Annotated in this window: 18 protein-coding genes and 1 tRNA gene; 16 read left to right on the top strand and 3 right to left on the bottom strand. The window is 71.5% G+C overall.

The features are described 5' to 3' along the window. The first annotated feature begins 62 nt into the window (after positions 1–62). The 8 genes from GKE56_RS18285 (at position 63) to GKE56_RS11465 (ending at position 5,466) form a co-directional block, all read left to right on the top strand. On the top strand, positions 63–416 hold the full coding sequence (locus GKE56_RS18285) for a dTMP kinase (protein WP_370518388.1): 354 nt from the start codon (positions 63–65) through the stop codon (positions 414–416). After that, entirely contained in the window at positions 299–679 is a 381-nt protein-coding gene (locus GKE56_RS18280; RefSeq protein WP_370518387.1) for a dTMP kinase, read from the top strand. Before GKE56_RS18285 ends, GKE56_RS18280 begins: the two co-directional genes overlap by 118 nt. Beyond that, positions 676–1,815: a DNA polymerase III subunit delta' gene (locus GKE56_RS11490; RefSeq protein WP_154684657.1), complete on the top strand. Its 1,140-nt coding sequence runs from the start codon at positions 676–678 to the stop codon at positions 1,813–1,815. Before GKE56_RS18280 ends, GKE56_RS11490 begins: the two co-directional genes overlap by 4 nt. A gap of 46 nt (positions 1,816–1,861) precedes the next feature. Next, positions 1,862–3,403 (top strand): alpha/beta hydrolase, encoded by a 1,542-nt coding sequence (locus GKE56_RS11485; RefSeq protein ID WP_154684656.1) that lies wholly within the window; start codon positions 1,862–1,864, stop codon positions 3,401–3,403. An 88-nt stretch (positions 3,404–3,491) separates the two neighbouring features. Next, positions 3,492–3,568 (top strand) — tRNA-Thr (locus GKE56_RS11480). A 212-nt stretch (positions 3,569–3,780) separates the two neighbouring features. Beyond that, the gene (locus GKE56_RS11475) at positions 3,781–4,398 is read left to right on the top strand and encodes a TasA family protein (RefSeq protein ID WP_154684655.1); all 618 of its coding nucleotides are present in this window, start codon (positions 3,781–3,783) and stop codon (positions 4,396–4,398) included. Positions 4,399–4,496: 98 nt separating this feature from the next. Continuing rightward, the gene (locus tag GKE56_RS11470; RefSeq protein ID WP_195908091.1) at positions 4,497–5,114 is read left to right on the top strand and encodes a signal peptidase I; all 618 of its coding nucleotides are present in this window, start codon (positions 4,497–4,499) and stop codon (positions 5,112–5,114) included. Further along, positions 5,092–5,466, top strand: a complete 375-nt coding sequence (locus tag GKE56_RS11465) for an Hpt domain-containing protein (RefSeq protein ID WP_154684653.1) — start codon at positions 5,092–5,094, stop codon at positions 5,464–5,466. The genes GKE56_RS11470 and GKE56_RS11465 overlap by 23 nt, the downstream gene beginning before the upstream one ends. Here GKE56_RS11465 and GKE56_RS11460 read toward each other — a convergent pair. Beyond that, complete coding sequence (locus GKE56_RS11460; protein WP_230208919.1) at positions 5,463–6,224, bottom strand: response regulator transcription factor; 762 nt, start codon at positions 6,222–6,224, stop codon at positions 5,463–5,465. The two genes, GKE56_RS11465 and GKE56_RS11460, sit on opposite strands and share 4 nt — an antisense overlap. Positions 6,225–6,448: 224 nt before the next feature. Here GKE56_RS11460 and GKE56_RS11455 point away from each other — a divergent pair, with 224 nt between their 5' ends. Then, complete coding sequence (locus tag GKE56_RS11455) at positions 6,449–7,066, top strand: TasA family protein (RefSeq protein ID WP_154684651.1); 618 nt, start codon at positions 6,449–6,451, stop codon at positions 7,064–7,066. Between the two features lie 97 nt (positions 7,067–7,163). Next, entirely contained in the window at positions 7,164–7,622 is a 459-nt protein-coding gene (locus GKE56_RS11450; RefSeq protein WP_154684650.1) for a hypothetical protein, read from the top strand. Between the two features lie 44 nt (positions 7,623–7,666). Here GKE56_RS11450 and GKE56_RS11445 read toward each other — a convergent pair whose 3' ends face one another. Beyond that, positions 7,667–8,059: a hypothetical protein gene (locus GKE56_RS11445; RefSeq protein ID WP_154684649.1), complete on the bottom strand. Its 393-nt coding sequence runs from the start codon at positions 8,057–8,059 to the stop codon at positions 7,667–7,669. A 48-nt stretch (positions 8,060–8,107) separates the two neighbouring features. On the opposite strand from GKE56_RS11445, the gene GKE56_RS11440 reads away from it, so the two are divergent. The 6 genes from GKE56_RS11440 (at position 8,108) to GKE56_RS11415 (ending at position 13,658) form a co-directional block, all read left to right on the top strand. Beyond that, entirely contained in the window at positions 8,108–8,407 is a 300-nt protein-coding gene (locus tag GKE56_RS11440) for a hypothetical protein (RefSeq protein ID WP_154684648.1), read from the top strand. Positions 8,408–8,594: 187 nt separating this feature from the next. Further along, the gene (locus GKE56_RS11435; RefSeq protein ID WP_154684647.1) at positions 8,595–9,749 is read left to right on the top strand and encodes a hypothetical protein; all 1,155 of its coding nucleotides are present in this window, start codon (positions 8,595–8,597) and stop codon (positions 9,747–9,749) included. Further along, entirely contained in the window at positions 9,646–12,315 is a 2,670-nt protein-coding gene (locus tag GKE56_RS11430) for a sensor histidine kinase KdpD (protein WP_154684646.1), read from the top strand. The genes GKE56_RS11435 and GKE56_RS11430 overlap by 104 nt, the downstream gene beginning before the upstream one ends. Before the next feature lie 4 nt (positions 12,316–12,319). Beyond that, a complete protein-coding gene (locus GKE56_RS11425) occupies positions 12,320–12,721 on the top strand; it encodes a roadblock/LC7 domain-containing protein (protein WP_154685757.1) in 402 nt (133 codons plus the stop codon). 3 nt (positions 12,722–12,724) lie between these two features. Beyond that, a complete protein-coding gene (locus GKE56_RS11420) occupies positions 12,725–13,096 on the top strand; it encodes a DUF742 domain-containing protein (protein ID WP_154684645.1) in 372 nt (123 codons plus the stop codon). Continuing rightward, positions 13,077–13,658, top strand: a complete 582-nt coding sequence (locus GKE56_RS11415) for an ATP/GTP-binding protein (RefSeq protein WP_154684644.1) — start codon at positions 13,077–13,079, stop codon at positions 13,656–13,658. Before GKE56_RS11420 ends, GKE56_RS11415 begins: the two co-directional genes overlap by 20 nt. Positions 13,659–13,730: 72 nt before the next feature. Here GKE56_RS11415 and GKE56_RS11410 read toward each other — a convergent pair whose 3' ends face one another. Continuing rightward, positions 13,731–15,155 carry an LLM class flavin-dependent oxidoreductase gene (locus GKE56_RS11410; RefSeq protein WP_230209322.1) on the bottom strand — a complete coding sequence of 475 codons (1,425 nt, stop codon included), beginning with the start codon at positions 15,153–15,155 and terminating at the stop codon, positions 13,731–13,733. Between the last annotated feature and the right edge of the window lie 21 nt (positions 15,156–15,176).

Below are 15,176 nucleotides of genomic sequence, written 5' to 3'. Positions count from 1 at the left end.
GTCTGAGCACGGCGGCATACCGCGTCGGTGAGGGTGTCCGGCTGCTGGCCTAGGCTCGGCACGTGACCGACGGACTCTTCATCGCCTTCGAGGGCGGCGACGGTGCGGGCAAGTCCACCCAGGTGGCGCTGTTGCGCGAGGCGTTCGAGGGGGCTGGTCGCACGGTCACCCTCACCCGCCAGCCCGGTGGCACCCTGCTGGGCCAGCAGATCCGCGATCTCGTGCTCCATGGTGACCACGTCTCCCCCGGGCCGAGGCGCTGCTCTACGCCGCCGACAAGGCCCACCACGCCGAGCTGGTGCTGCGTCCCGCCCTGGCAGCCGGCCACGTGGTTATCACGGACCGCTACACCGACTCGTCGGTCGCCTACCAAGGGGCGGGTCGAGACCTGGGCGCCTCCGAGATCCACGAGCTGACGATGTGGGCGGTCGACCACCTCGTGCCTGACCTCACGGTCATCGTCGACGTGTCGGCCCAGGAGGGCCGTCGTCGCCGGGGCGAGGTGCACGACCGGCTCGAGTCCGAGGACGACACCTTCCACGAGGCGGTGCGGGCCCACTTCCTGGCGATGGCCCAGGGCCACCCCGAGCGCTACCTCGTCGTCGATGGCACGCTCGACCCCGAGGAGATCCACCACCTCGTCCTCGAGCGGCTGCGCTCCGACGGGCTGCTGCGATGAGCGTCTGGCGCGACGTCATCGGTCAGGACGCCGCTGTCGCCACGCTCCAGCGGGCAGCGCAGGACCGCGCCGCCATGACCCATGCGTGGCTTCTCACGGGCCCCCCGGGCTCCGGTCGGTCGGTGGCCGCACGCGCGTTCGCCGGCGCTCTCGAGTGCCCCCAGCATGGCTGCGGCGACTGCCGGGAGTGCCGCACGGCAGTCGACGGCACCCACGCCGATGTCGACGTCATCGCCACCGAGGGGTTGTCGATCAAGGTCGAGCAGGCCCGCGAGCTCGCCGCGATGTCGGCGTTGCGGCCCTCGGTCGGCCCGTGGCGGGTCATCATCATCGAGGACGCCGACCGGCTGACCGAGCGCGCCGCCGATGCCCTGCTCAAGGCCATCGAGGAGCCGGTCGCGCGCACCGTCTGGATCCTCTGCGCGCCCTCGCTCGAGGACGTCGTCATCACCATCCGCTCGCGCTCGCGCCACGTCCGGCTGCGCACGCCCCCGGTCGAGGCCGTGGCCGAGCTGCTGCACCGCCGCGACGGGGTCGAGATGCCCATGGCCCGGTATGCCGCGCGGGCGGCGCAGTGCCATGTCGGGCTCGCCCGGCGCCTCGCTCGTGACGAGGATGCCCGGGTCAGGCGCACCGACGTCATCGGGCTCGCCGGCCGCATCCACGGAGTCGGCGACGCGATCGGGGCCGCTGCCGACCTGGCCGCGATCGCCGAGCAGGAGTCCACCGCCGCGGCAGCCGAACGCGACGCCGGCGAACGGCAGCGCCTCCTCGAGGTGCTCGGGGCCGATCCGTCGGCGCGGACCCAGCCACCCCATATCCGCAGCCAGCTCTCGGGGCTCGAGCGCGAGCAGAAGGCGAGGGCGACGCGGCACTCCCGCGACGTGCTCGACCGGTCGCTGGTGGACCTGCTGTCGGTCTACCGCGACGCGCTCGTCCTGCACAGCGGTGCGGCCATCGGCCTGGTCAACCAGGACAGCCTTCCCATGGTGCAGGCGCTCGCCCGCTCGATGGGCCCGGACCAGCTGCTGCAGGCGATGGACGCCATCGGCACGGCGCGTGAGCGCATCGGCCTCAACGTCGCCCCGCTGCTGGCCCTCGAGGCGATGGCGATCTCGCTCCGAGTGCCGCGGTGAGCGCCACATGTCATCCCGACAACCGGGTCGAGATACCGTCGGGGGCATGAGGGTGCCCGGAAAGGTCCTGGTGGCTGCCGCCGCCGCGCTGACGCTGGGTCTGTCTGGCTGCTCCCTGATGCCGGGGTCGGGCGGCCAGACGCCGACCACGCCCTTGCCGAGTGCCTCGCGCACTCCGCCCCCCGGGTCGCAGGCGTTGGCGCGGTACTACGGACAGGCGCTCGCCTGGCACGCCTGTGGCGCCGCCGAGTGCGCCGGGCTGTCAGTCCCGCTGGACTACACCAAGCCCATGGGCGCCTCGATCACGGTCCAGGTGCTGCGCATGAAGGCCACCCGGCCGGGTCAGCGGATCGGCTCCTTGGTGGTCAACCCGGGTGGACCGGGCGGGTCGGGCGTCGACTACGCCCGCGCGGCCGACTTCATCGTGGGTGCGCCGGTGCGCCAGCGCTTCGACATCGTCGGCTTCGACCCGCGAGGCGTGCAGCGCTCCCACCCGGTCGACTGCTTGCCCGATGCCCAGATGGACGCGTTCCTCGCCCAGGACCCGACCCCCGACGACCAGGCCGAGGAGCAGGCCTTCGCGGCGTCCGGCGCGGCGTTCGCCCGGGGCTGCGTCCAGCGCACGGGCCCGCTCATCGGCCACATCTCGACCGAGGATGCCGCCAAGGACATGGACATCCTGCGCTCGGCCCTCGGCGACGCCAAGCTCAACTACCTCGGCAAGTCGTACGGCACGCTGCTCGGAGCGGTGTATGCCGGCCTGTTCCCGAAGCTCGTCGGCCGGTTCGTGCTCGACGGGGTCGTGCCGCCGGACGCGTCGCCCGCCCAGATCGCGCTGGGGCAGGCCGAGGGGTTCGAGCGAGCCACCCGCGCGTGGGCCCAGAACTGCGTGAACGCGGGGTGCCCGTTGGGCAACTCCGTCGACGGCGTGATGACGGGCATGCGTGACCTGCTGAAACGGCTGGACGCCTCGCCGGTCCCCATGTCCGACGGGCATGAGTCGATGCTCACCGAGGGCTGGGCGGCGACCGGCATTGCCCAGGCCATGTATGACCAGGGCTCCTGGGACTCACTCACGGCGGCCTTGCGCCAGGTGGTCGACCAGAACAACGGCACCGAGCTGATGAAGCTCGCCGACCAGTACGCCGAGCGCGATCCCAACGGGCACTACACCGGCAACCTGCTCGAGGCGTTCTATGCCATCTCCTGCCTCGACAGCCCTGACAGCCCCGACCCCAAGGTCTACGAGCAGCGCGCCCGTGACGCGGCGGCCAAGGCCCCGACCTGGGGTCCGTTCCTCGCGTGGGGTGGGCTCGTCTGCGGCCAGTGGCCGGTCAAGGAGGGCACCGGGCCCCACGCGATCAGCGCCACGGGCAGTGGACCCATCGCCGTGATCGGCACGACCCGCGACCCGGCGACGCCCTACGAGTGGTCGGTGCAGCTGCGCCACGAGCTCGCCAATGCCCGGCTGCTGACGTTCAACGGCGACGGCCACACGGCATACGCCCGATCGAATGCCTGCGTCGACTCGGCCATCGACGACTACTACACCGCGGGCACACTGTTCGCCGACGGCCTCAAGTGCTGACGGGTATGCCGCGTTCGCGCTGACGTGGCCCGGTTCGGCGTTTGCGGGCCCCATCCGTATACTCATGCGTCGTGCCTTTGGGGTACGCGCCGCCTTAGCTCAGTCGGCCAGAGCGATTCACTCGTAATGAATAGGTCATCGGTTCGATTCCGATAGGCGGCTCCACGAAACGCCCTCGACTTCGGTCGGGGGCGTTTGCGTTTCCCGGCGGCACAGCCGCACCGGCGGGTTCGGGGGTTCTTGCGGGTTTCTTGTGCGAATCCTGCGGGCTGGTGGGCCGGTTCCTTGAGGTCGGGGTCGCACAGTCGTGGCAACGGCGAAAGCCGACACCCGACCATGAGCCGCCACGGCTGCGGCCCCCAGCAAAGGAAACCCCCATGCGCAACGCCACCACGAAGTCCTCCGGCAAGGTCCTGGCCTCGGTTGCCCTGCTGGCGGGCGCCGCCGGCGTCGCGGGCCTGGGCACCTTCGGCTCGTTCACCTCGACCACCTCGGCCAGCCAGTCGGTCGCCAGCGGCACCGTCGTCATCGGCCTGGGCGCGCCCGGCCCGGCCAACCGGCTCGCCGTGGCCGCTGCCGGCCTGGTCCCCGGCGACACCGTCCAGCGCGCGGTGACGCTGAGCAACACCGGCACCCAGGCCCTGAGCGCGGTCACGCTGACCACCACCGCGTCGCCGAGCAGCAAGCTGGACACCGACCCCGCCAACGGGCTGCACCTGGCCCTGGACTCCTGCTCGGTCCCGTGGACCGAGGCCGGCACCGCCCCGGCATACACCTACACCTGCACCGGTACGACCACCGCGGTGCTGGCCAGCCAGCCGGTCATCGGCGCCAACACCGCCCTGGCCGGGCTGTCCAGCCTGACCGCCGGGGCCAGCGACAACCTGCGGGCCACGCTGTCCCTGCCCGCGGCCGCGGACAACACCTTCCAGAACCTGGCCAGCACCATCACCTTCGCGTTCACCGGCACCCAGCGCACCGCCACCGCCCACTAGGCCGGTCGACCAGGACGTCGGCCGCCTCGCTGGGGGAGGCGGCCGGCGCACCTGGGCTCCCGAGCATGTCCAACAGCCATCACAGAAGGGACCGGGTCGTGGTCATTCCGATCGACGCCGCCACAGTCGTGGACCACCGCATGCGGGCTACGGACCGGCAACGCGGCGCGTTCCCGCTCCGCCGGTCGCTCCACGGCCTCGGCCGGATGTTGTCGACCAGCGTCCTGGTGCTTGCCGCTGCAGCGTTCGTCCTGCTGGGGGTGGGGCCGCATGTGCTCGGGTACCGGACCGTGACGATGCTGACCGGGAGCATGGCGCCTGGGATCAACCCCGGAGACGTGGTCGTGACCATGCCGAAGCCCGCCGCGCACGTGGCCGTCGGAGACATCGTCACCTACCAGATTCCGGTCGAGGACCACCGGGTCGAGACCCACCGGGTCATCAGGGTGACCCACGATTCCTCCGGGCGCCTGGCGATCGTCACCAAGGGCGACGCCAACAACGGGGCCGACCCGTGGGTGGCGACCATCAACGGCCCCACGGTGTGGCAGGCCAAGGTCGTCATCCCCCATCTGGGCTCGGCGATCCGCGTCCTTCGGTCGCCGGTCATCCAGTTCGGCGCGATGTGGACCGCCCTTGGGGGGCTCGTGCTGCTGGGTCTGTGGCGCATCTGGTCGAGCGATGAGGACTCTGGTGACGAGGCTTCTGGTGGGTGACCCGGTGATCGACCTACGGATCTTCGAGCAGCTGGCCGGCGAGCTGGCCAGTCCTGAGGCCGCACGACGCATCGTGGCGCTCTACCTCGAGCTGCTCGACGGGCGGATCGGCCGACTCGTCGGTGCCTGCGTCGCAGGCGACGAGTCCACTGCCATGGACGCGGTGCTCAGCCTGAAGGTCAGCTCGGCCATGGTGGGCGCCGTCGCCATGCGGGACCTGGCGGCCCAGGTGGAGGAATGCCTCCTCGTCGGGGGGTGCGTCGCGGCGCGGGGCGCTCTGCAGTGCGTGCGCCGACGGGGCTTCGACACCGCCAAGGCACTGGCGACCGTGGTCCCGCCCCGCCCCAGCTAGTCCGCCCAGACGGCCGAGGGCTCCTCCATGCGGTAACCCACACCGCGGACGGTGCGAATCAGGCTGGCCGACCCCGTGGCGCCGCCGAGCTTGCGGCGCAGGTTTCCCACGTGGACCTCGACCAGGTGCTCGTCGGTGCCCCAGTCCTCGCCCCAGACCCGGCGCAGGAGGACGTCCCGAGCCCAGACCCGGCGGGGGGCGCCCACCATGACGGCAAGCAGCTCGAACTCGGTGCGGGTGAGCTCGACGTCCGTCTCGTCCACGGTCACGCTGCGGCTCTCGAGGTCGACCGCCAGCTTGCCCAGGACGACCACGCCGTCGCCAGCTGCGCCGTCAGCCGTCTGGGCGTCGGGGTATGCCGCTCGCGTCGTCCACGCGGTGGGGCGGCGCGGCCGGCGGAACATCGCCGTGACCCGAGCCTGGAGCTCGCGTGGACTGAACGGCTTGGTGAGGTAGTCGTCGGCCCCGGTTTCCAGCCCCATGAGCCGGTCGACCTCGTCGGTGCGTCCGCTGATGAGCACGATGTAGGCGTCCGAGACGGCGCGCACCTGGCGGCACACCTCGATGCCGTCGAGGTCGGGTAGTCCGATGTCGAGGGTCACCAGGTCAGGGTTGGTCGCGCCGATCAGCTCCAGGCCCTCGCGCCCCGTGGCCGCGGTGTGAACGGTGAGGCCCTTCATGGTCAGCGTGGTCGCGATGAGCTCGCGGATGTCGTCGTCGTCCTCGACGACGACGCCAACCGTGGGAGTCCCGCTCATGGGCGCCATCATCGCAGAGCAGAGCGGTAGGTCCGGGGCGACGCGACGCACGGCGGCCCGATTCGCGGGTCGCCGGTCGGGGGGTTCTTGCGGGTTTCTTGTGCGAATCCTGCGGGCTGGTGGGCCGGTTCCTTGAGGTCGGGGTCGCACAGTCGTGGCAACGGCGAAAGCCGACACCCGACCATGAGCCGCCACGGCTGCGGCCCCCAGCAAAGGAAACCCCCATGCGCAACGCCACCACGAAGTCCTCCGGCAAGGTCCTGGCCTCGGTTGCCCTGCTGGCGGGCGCCGCCGGCGTCGCGGGCCTGGGCACCTTCGGCTCGTTCACCTCGACCACCTCGGCCAGCCAGTCGGTCGCCAGCGGCACCGTCGTCATCGGCCTGGGCGCGCCCGGCCCGGCGAACCGGCTCGCCGTGGCCGCTGCGGGCCTGGTCCCCGGCGACACCGTCCAGCGCGCGGTGACGCTGAGCAACACCGGCACCCAGGCCCTGAGCGCGGTCACGCTGACCACCACCGCCTCACCGAGCAGCAAGCTGGACAGCGACCCCACCAACGGGCTGCACCTGGCCCTGGACTCCTGCTCGGTCCCGTGGACCGAGGCCGGCACCGCCCCGGCATACACCTACACCTGCACCGGCACGACCACCGCGGTGCTGGCCAGCCAGCCCGTCATCGGCGCCAACACCGCCCTGGCCGGGCTGTCCAGCCTGACCGCCGGGGCCAGCGACAACCTGCGGGCCACGCTGACCCTGCCCGCGGCCGCGGACAACACCTTCCAGAACCTGGCCAGCACCATCACCTTCGCGTTCACCGGCACCCAGCGCACCGCCACCGCCCACTAGGCCGGTCGGACCACCCAGACCGCAGGTCCGGGCCCGTGACTCCCCGGGCCCGGACCTGTGCGGTAACGCTCAGACCTATCCACGACAGGAGCGGAACATGATTCCCACCGCCCTCGTCGTTGGTATGCCGGCCGCCCGTCGGCGCGGCCGCCCCCGTGCGTCGATTGCGGCCGTGCTTGCGGCCGTGGGCGCTGTCGGGCTGGCCTCCGCGCCAGCAGCGTGGGCGTCATTCGCGAGCGTGGCCACGGGCTCCCTCAGCGCGTCGACTCTGGGGCTGGCGGCCCCGGGCACGGTGAGCGCCGCGTTCACCTGTCCCACGGGCAGCGTCAAGTTCGGGTCGGCAAACGTCGCATCCTTCACGGCCGTGCCGCGGGCTACCAGCTATGCGCTGACGCTGACCACGCCGAATGGCTCAGCCACCCAGACCGTGCCGACGCCGCAGCAGGTGACGCTGTCGGTGGCCGGCTTCCCCAACAAGGGTCTGTACACCCTGACCATCGTCGCGCACGTGGCGACGTGGACCGGCCCGGCCTACACCCAGACCACCACCTGCTGACTCGCTCAGTCGGCGTGGCCGAGTTGGTCGCGGTGACGCACGAGTCACGGGCCGCCGCTGAGGCCGTAGGCGGTGTACGAGTCCGCGCCGGTCTGCAGGTAGAGGCCCATGGTGCAGGGCACGCCGAGCTGTCGTTGGCGCGACTCGGGCGTGAGGGCGGCCAGCATCGCCTGGCCCACCAGGGGAGGGGTCTTGCCGATCGACACCAGCGGGTACGGCTTGTCTCCGGCCAGCGACGTCGTGCGCTCGAACCGCTGCACGTCCGTGAGCGTCAAGTCGGAATGCCCAGCCAAGTAGGTGCGTCCGCAGAAGGAGATGCGCTCCGGCTCCTGCCACCACGTCCCGTAGGCGTGCCGGTATGCCAGGGTCGCGACGGCGGAGACAGCCGCGATGACCCCCACGAGGGCGAGTGCTCGTCTCGCACGTCGGCGCGTCATGAGCCCCGACCGTAGCGGGTACGCACCTCGAAGAGGGACGATTGGTCCATGACCGCCGCTGTCGCGCGCGACCAGGTGGACCGGCCGCGGTGCTGGTGCTGCGGTGACGAGGTCGACGAGGCGAAGCTGACCCGCCTGGGCAACCACCCGGAGGTCGGGGTGTGCGCCCGGTGTGCCCGCTGGCTGGCCCGGCGGGCCCGCGCGGCGGAGGACCGTGGCAGGGCAACCCCCGGAGCTCGGGCCAGGCGCGCCCTGGCCACGGTTCGCGTCGCCGTGATGCGGCGCGGCATACAGCGGTGGCCGGTGTTGAGGCCGCTGTTGCGGCGCCTCGACCGCCACCTTCCGTGAGGCGCGCTGCAGCCGGCATACGACTCTGGTGGCCGTTGTCTCGCCGACGCTCCGGGAGCAGCTAGTCCGTTCGGTCAGATTTGCGGAGGCCAAACGTGCCAACTGGCCTCTGATGGCTATCCCTCGTACGTATGGGGCCGCATATGTTGCCGTTCACCCGGGTTTTCGTGATGAGGAAGGTGGCTTCGTGTCCAGACTGCAGTCGGCGGCTGGCAGCGTCCCGCCACGCTGGTCCTTCGGGCAGTGGCCGTTGCGTCGGAAACTTGCGGCTGCCCTGGTCCTGCCGATGCTCCTCGCGTTCGTGTTCGGGGGGCTGCGCGTCTTGAGCGACTTCACCTCGGCCCAGCAGCTGTCCCGGGCCGCCGACACCGTCCAGGTCATCAGGCCCGTCGTCGAGTACAACCTCGCCGTCCAGCACCTCGCTGCCGCGGAGAGCGTGGGCGGCGGGGGTGTCATCGCCGCGATCACCAAGTACGAGTCCGCGGCCGCGGACCTGCGCATCGCCGTCAAGGCCGCCAACGTCCCCGCCAACGTCAAGGCCAGCGCCGAGTCGGCCCTCAGCCTCGGCCAGGCCGTGCGAGCCGCCAAGACCCAGACCGGCTTCTCGGACGTCGTCATCAACCAGTCCGGGAACACCGCGACCCTCATGTCAACGGCCGTCTCTGACCTGGGTCTCAGCGACGACTCGGCATCGGCCAAGCTCGTCGTGGCCCTGCAGGACACCATCGCCGCGGAGCGGGCGCTGACCGGCCAGCAGCTGAACCTCGCGAACACCGACGACGCCGCCGCGAACCTGCGGGCCATCGGCCAGGTGGGTGCCGAGACTGCTGCCCTCACGCGGCTGCAGTCGGAAGTGCCGGACATGGCCAGCCAGGTCCGCCAGCTGCTCAACGAGAACGGCCGGCGTGGCGGCATCCTCCAGCAGAACTCCCCGAGCAAGGAGGACATCGCTGGCCTGGACGGGGTCTACCGGTCGAGCAACGCCGTCTACTCCTCGCTGATGGATGCCCAGCTCACCTCGCTCGAGACCAACCTGCGAGCCCGCGCCACGAGCTTCCGCACCGCCGCGATCGTCAACGCGGCCCTCGTCGCGGCCGCCTTGATCGCCGCCCTCCTGCTCGTCGTCGCCCTGCTCCGCTCGCTTCTCACGCCCATCCGGGTCCTGCGCGAGGGCGCGCTCGACGTGGCGCAGAACCGGCTCCCCCAACGCCGTCGCGAAGATCCGCGACGGCGAGGAGGTGCCCCCGTTCGAGCCGATCCCGGTCACGACGCGCGAAGAGATGGGCCAGCTCGCCCGGGCTGTCGACGACCTCCACAGCCAAGCCCTCACCCTCGCCGGTGAGCAGGCCCGCCTGCGGGTGCAGGTCGGGCACATGTTCGAGACCCTGTCGCGCCGCAGCACCTCGCTGATCGACCAGCAGCTCAGCCTCATCGAGCGACTGGAGAGCGACGAGGAAGACCCCAAGCGGTTGCAGAGCCTCTTCCGCCTGGACCACCTCGCCGCCCGTATGCGTCGCAACAGCGACTCGTTGCTGGTGCTGGCAGGCACGTCCACCCGGCGCGGCGTCTCCGGCTCGATCTCGGTCGCCGACGCGATCCGCGCGGCTGTCTCCGAGGTCGAGAACTACGAGCGCATCGACATCGGTGACACCGCCAGCGACCACGTCCTGGGCGCCGTCGGGTCCGACCTCATCCACCTCGTCGCCGAGATCGTCGACAACGCGCTCGCCTACTCGCCGCCCACCACTCGCGTCGCCATCCGCGGCGCGCGGACCCCGGACGGCGGCCTCCTCGTGGAGGTGAGCGACCGGGGCCTGGGCATGTCGCCCAAGGACCTGGCGGCCATCAACGACCAGCTCGCGCACGGCGGCGACATCACGGCCGACACGGCCCGCCGCATGGGGCTGTTCGTCGTGGGCAGCCTCGCGAAGCGGCACGGGATCGCTGTGCGCCTGCGCCGCAATGGTGAGGAGATCCAGGGGATCACCGTCTCCGTGCACATCCCGACCGGCCTGCTCGCCGAGACCGCCACGGTCCGGCCAGACCGCGCGCGTGCCGCCCAGGTGGCCGGGTCACCCAGCCAGCCTCCTGTCGGCCCCACGATCCCCAGCCCCTCGGCCGTCGGCGGGTCCACCAAGAGCGGTCTGCCCACCCGGGTGCGTGGTGCGAGCGGCTCGACTCCGATACCGGATGCCGCCAAGAAGGTGCTCCCGACCCGCACCCCGGGTGCCCACGGGCCGGCTGCGGTCAACGGGTCGGCCGCGAGCGCCAAGCCCGTGATCGACGGTGCCGCACCCGCTGCCGAGTCCGACGAGCCGCACGTGAATGGCGTGGCCGCCCCGGGGGAGCACGTGAATGGCGTGGCCGCACCGGCAGAGTCCCACCTCAACGGGGTCGCCGCGCCGGCCGAGCCCCACCTCAACGGGGTTGCCGCGCCGGCCGAGCCCCACCTCAACGGGGTTGCTGCGCAGGCCGACTCCGAGGCGGTGGACGCATCGGACGCATCGGAGGACACCACCACAGACGGTGGAGCCGACGAGTCCCGGCCGCCGGTGGCCCGTGCCGCATCCGGTCTGCCGGTCCGCAAGCCGTCGGCGACGCGGATCACGGAGTACCGCGAGTTCGAAGATGCCCCCGAGGACGGCGCCGCCGAGGCGTCGCCGTCGGCAAGGAGCGAGGCCCCGGCCGCCAAGGGCAAGCGCCTGAGCTGGTTGCCGGGCCGTGGCAAGGCCGCTGCCGAGGCTGCCCGACTCGAGGCCGAGGCCAGCGAGCCGCGCCAGATGCCGTCCAACCTGTCGGCGTGGCTCGACCACCGTGCCAAGCTCATCGAGGCGGCCAAGGAGCGCGAGCTCGCAGCCGCCCCGGCGCCCGCCGTCGAGTCCCCGACACCGGATCGCGACACCGAGGTCGACGCGCAGGAGCTGCACGTTCCAGCCGAGTGGGTCGCGGAGATCGCCGACGAGCCCGTCGAAGCAGACATGCCCGCTGCGGTGGAGGAGCAGCCGCAGCCCGAGCCCGAGGTAGACGTCGACGCTGCCCTGCAGCCGGAGGCGAAGCCTGACGTGCCGCAGCAGCCTGCGCCCGCGGTCGCTCTGGCGGAGCCGGTGCCCGGTGTCGAGGGCTCGGCCGCGGTGGTGGGTCTGCCCACCCGGGTTCCCGGGCAGTCTGGAGTGCCCACCGAGGCCACCCAGGCTCAGGCCCCGCCGCGCCTGGCTGGTCGTGCCCACACCACGTCCTTCTTCGGGGCGCGCAAGGCCCGTGACAGCGCAGAGGTCGAGCCGCAGCAGGCCGAGGTGGTGCCCGATGTCGACAGCGAGCGCACCACCGAGCCCACCACCGAGCCCACCACCGAGCTCACGGCCGAGCCCGCATTCGAGCTGGCGCCGGAGCCGATCACCGAGCCCGAGGCGGCCACCGAGACCGAGCCCGAGGCGGCCACCGAGCCTGAGCCCGAGGCGGCCACCGAGCCTGATCTCGAGGCGGCCACCGAGCCTGAGACGGCACCTGAGCCCGAGCCAGAGGCCGAGCCGTCAGGAGTGCTCAACGACACCCCCATCTTCCGGGCCATGATGTCGCGCTGGCTCACCGACGACCCGGGTCCGGAGGTCGAGGCGACGCAGTGGTCGCCGACCGAGGCCGACCAGGCATGGTCTGCGGCCGCCCGCACCGAGGAGGCACAACCGCTGGAAGAGTCCCCCGCCGGCCTGCCCAAGCGGCGCCCCGGCAACCACCTCGTCCCCGGCGCGATCGAGCACCCTGAGGCCCAGGCCGCCGCCAGTACTGCGGCGAACCGCAGGGACCCCGAGGCGATTCGCCGCAGCCTGAACCGACACCAACAGGGTGTCAGTGCAGCCCGCACCGAAACTCAAGACGGATCACACCGAGAGGAAGCCGATGTACACCAGTGACGCCATGGCCCAGCCCAGGGGCGAGTACGACTGGCTCGTGGCCAGGTTCACGAACGAGACGCCGGGTGTCTCGCACGCCATCCTGGTTTCGGCCGATGGGCTGCCCATGGCGTCCAGCGAGCTGCTGCCGCCCGATCGCGCCGAGCAGATGGCTGCCGTCGCCTCGGGCATGGCGAGCCTGGCTTCGGGTGCCGCACGCCTCTTCCAGGGCGGGACGGTGCTCCAGTCCGTCATCGAGATGGAGCTCGGCTACCTGCTGCTCATGAGTGTCGGCGACGGCTCGCACCTTGCCGCGCTGACCAGCACCGACTCGGACATCGGCCAGGTCGGGTACGAGATGGCCGTGCTCGTCGACCGCGTGGGTCAGATGATCGACGCGGCTGCGCGAACCCCGATGTCGGGGTAGTCGATGGCGCCAGACGTACGCGAGGAGTCGGTCGGGCCACGCCTGGTCCGACCCTATGCGCTGACGTCCGGACGCACTGAGTCTGTGGTCGACCTGCCCATCGAGGCCACACTCGAGGTGCTGCCGTCCGGTCGTCACGCCACCTGGCCAGAGGGAGACCTGAAGGGTCGGATCGTCGAGCTCTGTGCCACCTCGCCCTCGGTGGCCGAGATCTCCGCAAAGCTTCACATCCCCCTCGGAGTCGCCAGGGTCCTCATCGGTGACCTCGTCTCGGCCGGCCATCTGAAGACCCGCGCCACCATCTCCGAAAACACGACGACTGACGAACGACGTGCACTCATTGAAAGGACACTCAGTGGACTACGCGCCCTCTAACCGCAGCGCCTCGACAAAGATCGTCGTCGCTGGCGGCTTCGGCGTCGGCAAGACCACCTTCGTTGGTGCCGTCTCCGAGATCGACCCGCTCCGGACCGAGGCCCTGGTCACCCAGGAGTCCGAAGGCCAGGACGACATCTCCAAGGTCCAGCAGAAGCAGACGACCACGGTGGCCATGGACTTCGGGCGCATCACGCTGGCCGAGAACCTCGTGCTCTACCTGTTCGGCACACCGGGCCAGCGGCGCTTCTGGTTCATGTGGGACGACCTGGTCACCGGGGCCATCGGTGCCGTGGTCCTGGTCGACACCCGGCGTCTGGACGACTCGTTCGCGGCCGTCGACTACTTCGAGGCCAAGGGCCTGCCCTTCATCGTCGCCCTCAACCAGTTCGACGACGCCCAGCAGTTCGGTGCCGAGGAGATCCGTGAGGCCCTCGCCATCCCCTCGCACATCCCCGTCATCACCGTCGACGCGCGCGACCGGGAGTCGGCCAAGCAGGCGCTTGTCCGGATCACCGAGTTCGCGCTGACCCAGCTCACTGGCGTGGCCACGCCAGTCTGAGCTAACCCCGGGACCGCCCGGAGCCCGGCGCCCTCGAGGCTGCCGGGCTCCGGCGCGCCCCACCTGCCCGCCCTACGCGAGGTCGAGCACCGGGGCCAGCCGGGCGATGTCCTCAGCCGTGTCGAGATCGCCGACTGCGAGGAACACCGTGCGCACGCCCCGGTCGGCCAGGGCGCGGTAGCGGTCGCGGTGGTGGGCCGCGTCGCCGGCGTGGTGGCGCTCGGCGAAACTCGCCGCCGCGGTCCGACCGCGCAACCGTTCGACCCGTCGCCACGTGTCGTCGCGATCCGTGCCGACGACCGGCAGGTCGAGCACGGTGATGGCGACCTCGTCGGGATCGCGGCCCACCTCCAGGCAGTGGCGTCGGAGCACGTCCATCTTGTGGTCGAGCACACCCAGCTCGCTCGGCAGGTTGCAGGCATCGGCCAGCTGCGCCGCAATCCGTAGGGTCCGCCGCTCGCCACTACCCCCGACGATGATCTCGGGCTGGCCCACTGGGCGCGGGTATGCCGTGGTCTCGGGGAGCGAGACGCGGCTGCCGGTGTGAGCCTTGGTCCCCTTCGCCCAGAGCGCGCGGACGGTCTCGATGCACAGCTCCAGCTGGTCGAGCCGCTCGGCGACGGGCGGGAACTCGATCCCGAACGCCAGGTGCTCACGCTCCCACCAGCCGGCCCCCAAGCCGAGGAAGGCCCTCCCACCGGACAGCACGTCAAGAGTGGCAACGGTTTTCGCGATGATCCCGGGCTGCCTGAAGGTGACCGGCGAGACCAGGGTGCCGAGGCGCAGGTCCGTGTCGAGCCCGGCGACCAGCCCGAGGGTGACCCACGGCTCGGGGATCGGTTCCCAGGCGCGGTCCACCTGCGGGATCTGGATCAGGTGGTCCATCAACGCCAGTCCCGAGAACCCGGCCTCGTCGGCAGCCAGGGCGATCGACCGCAACCACCCGGCCGGGTCCTCCCGCCAGGGGAAGCGGCCGATCTGGAGCACCACGTCCAGCGGGCGTGAGTCGTCGCGGGTCTGCGTCGCTGTCGTCGGAGTGGGCGTCCCCGCCGGGTCGCCGACCTCCGGCTCGATCACCGCGACCCAGTCCCAGGCCTCGCCCTCCAGCTGGTCCCGAGCCGCTGCGGCCTGAGCGAGCTGTCGACCGAGCGCGGCCGCAGGGACCGGGCGGTCGCGCTGGGCGTTGCGCTCACGGCACACGGCGGGTGGGGTGTCGAAAAGGACTGCAACACAAGGAAGTCCGGCGGCACGGCCCAGCGCGAGGTGTCGGCTTCGTTGCGCGGGGTCGAGCCCCAGAGTGTCGACGACGACGGTGAGTCCGCGGCGCAGGCGGGCGGTGATGATCTGCTCCAGGACGGCGAACGCGTCGGCGGAGGCGTCGAGATCGCCCTCCCCGCTGCCCACGACGGCCCGCAGGGCGTCCGAGGAGACGACTTCCTGCGCGCGGTAGTGCTCAGCCGCCCAGGTGGACTTGCCCGAGCCGCCAGCGCCGACCAGGACGACCAGGGCGGGGTCGGG

This window comes from Nostocoides sp. HKS02 (genome assembly GCF_009707485.1).
Taxonomy (GTDB): Bacteria; Actinomycetota; Actinomycetes; order Actinomycetales; family Dermatophilaceae; genus Pedococcus.
Note: the sequence above shows the minus strand (reverse complement) of the source record. Positions and strands in the feature narration are given on the sequence as shown.

Excerpts from the sequence above, each read along its gene's own strand:
- GKE56_RS11490 (WP_154684657.1), top strand. The coding sequence starts at position 676 with ATGAGCGTCTGGCGCGACGTCATCGGTCAGGACGCCGCTGTCGCCACG.
- GKE56_RS11485 (WP_154684656.1), top strand. The coding sequence starts at position 1,862 with ATGAGGGTGCCCGGAAAGGTCCTGGTGGCTGCCGCCGCCGCGCTGACG.
- GKE56_RS11475 (WP_154684655.1), top strand. The coding sequence starts at position 3,781 with ATGCGCAACGCCACCACGAAGTCCTCCGGCAAGGTCCTGGCCTCGGTT.
- GKE56_RS11460 (WP_230208919.1), bottom strand. The coding sequence starts at position 6,224 with ATGAGCGGGACTCCCACGGTTGGCGTCGTCGTCGAGGACGACGACGAC.
- GKE56_RS11455 (WP_154684651.1), top strand. The coding sequence starts at position 6,449 with ATGCGCAACGCCACCACGAAGTCCTCCGGCAAGGTCCTGGCCTCGGTT.
- GKE56_RS11450 (WP_154684650.1), top strand. The coding sequence starts at position 7,164 with ATGATTCCCACCGCCCTCGTCGTTGGTATGCCGGCCGCCCGTCGGCGC.
- GKE56_RS11445 (WP_154684649.1), bottom strand. The coding sequence starts at position 8,059 with ATGACGCGCCGACGTGCGAGACGAGCACTCGCCCTCGTGGGGGTCATC.
- GKE56_RS11440 (WP_154684648.1), top strand. The coding sequence starts at position 8,108 with ATGACCGCCGCTGTCGCGCGCGACCAGGTGGACCGGCCGCGGTGCTGG.
- GKE56_RS11425 (WP_154685757.1), top strand. The coding sequence starts at position 12,320 with ATGGCCCAGCCCAGGGGCGAGTACGACTGGCTCGTGGCCAGGTTCACG.
- GKE56_RS11420 (WP_154684645.1), top strand. The coding sequence starts at position 12,725 with ATGGCGCCAGACGTACGCGAGGAGTCGGTCGGGCCACGCCTGGTCCGA.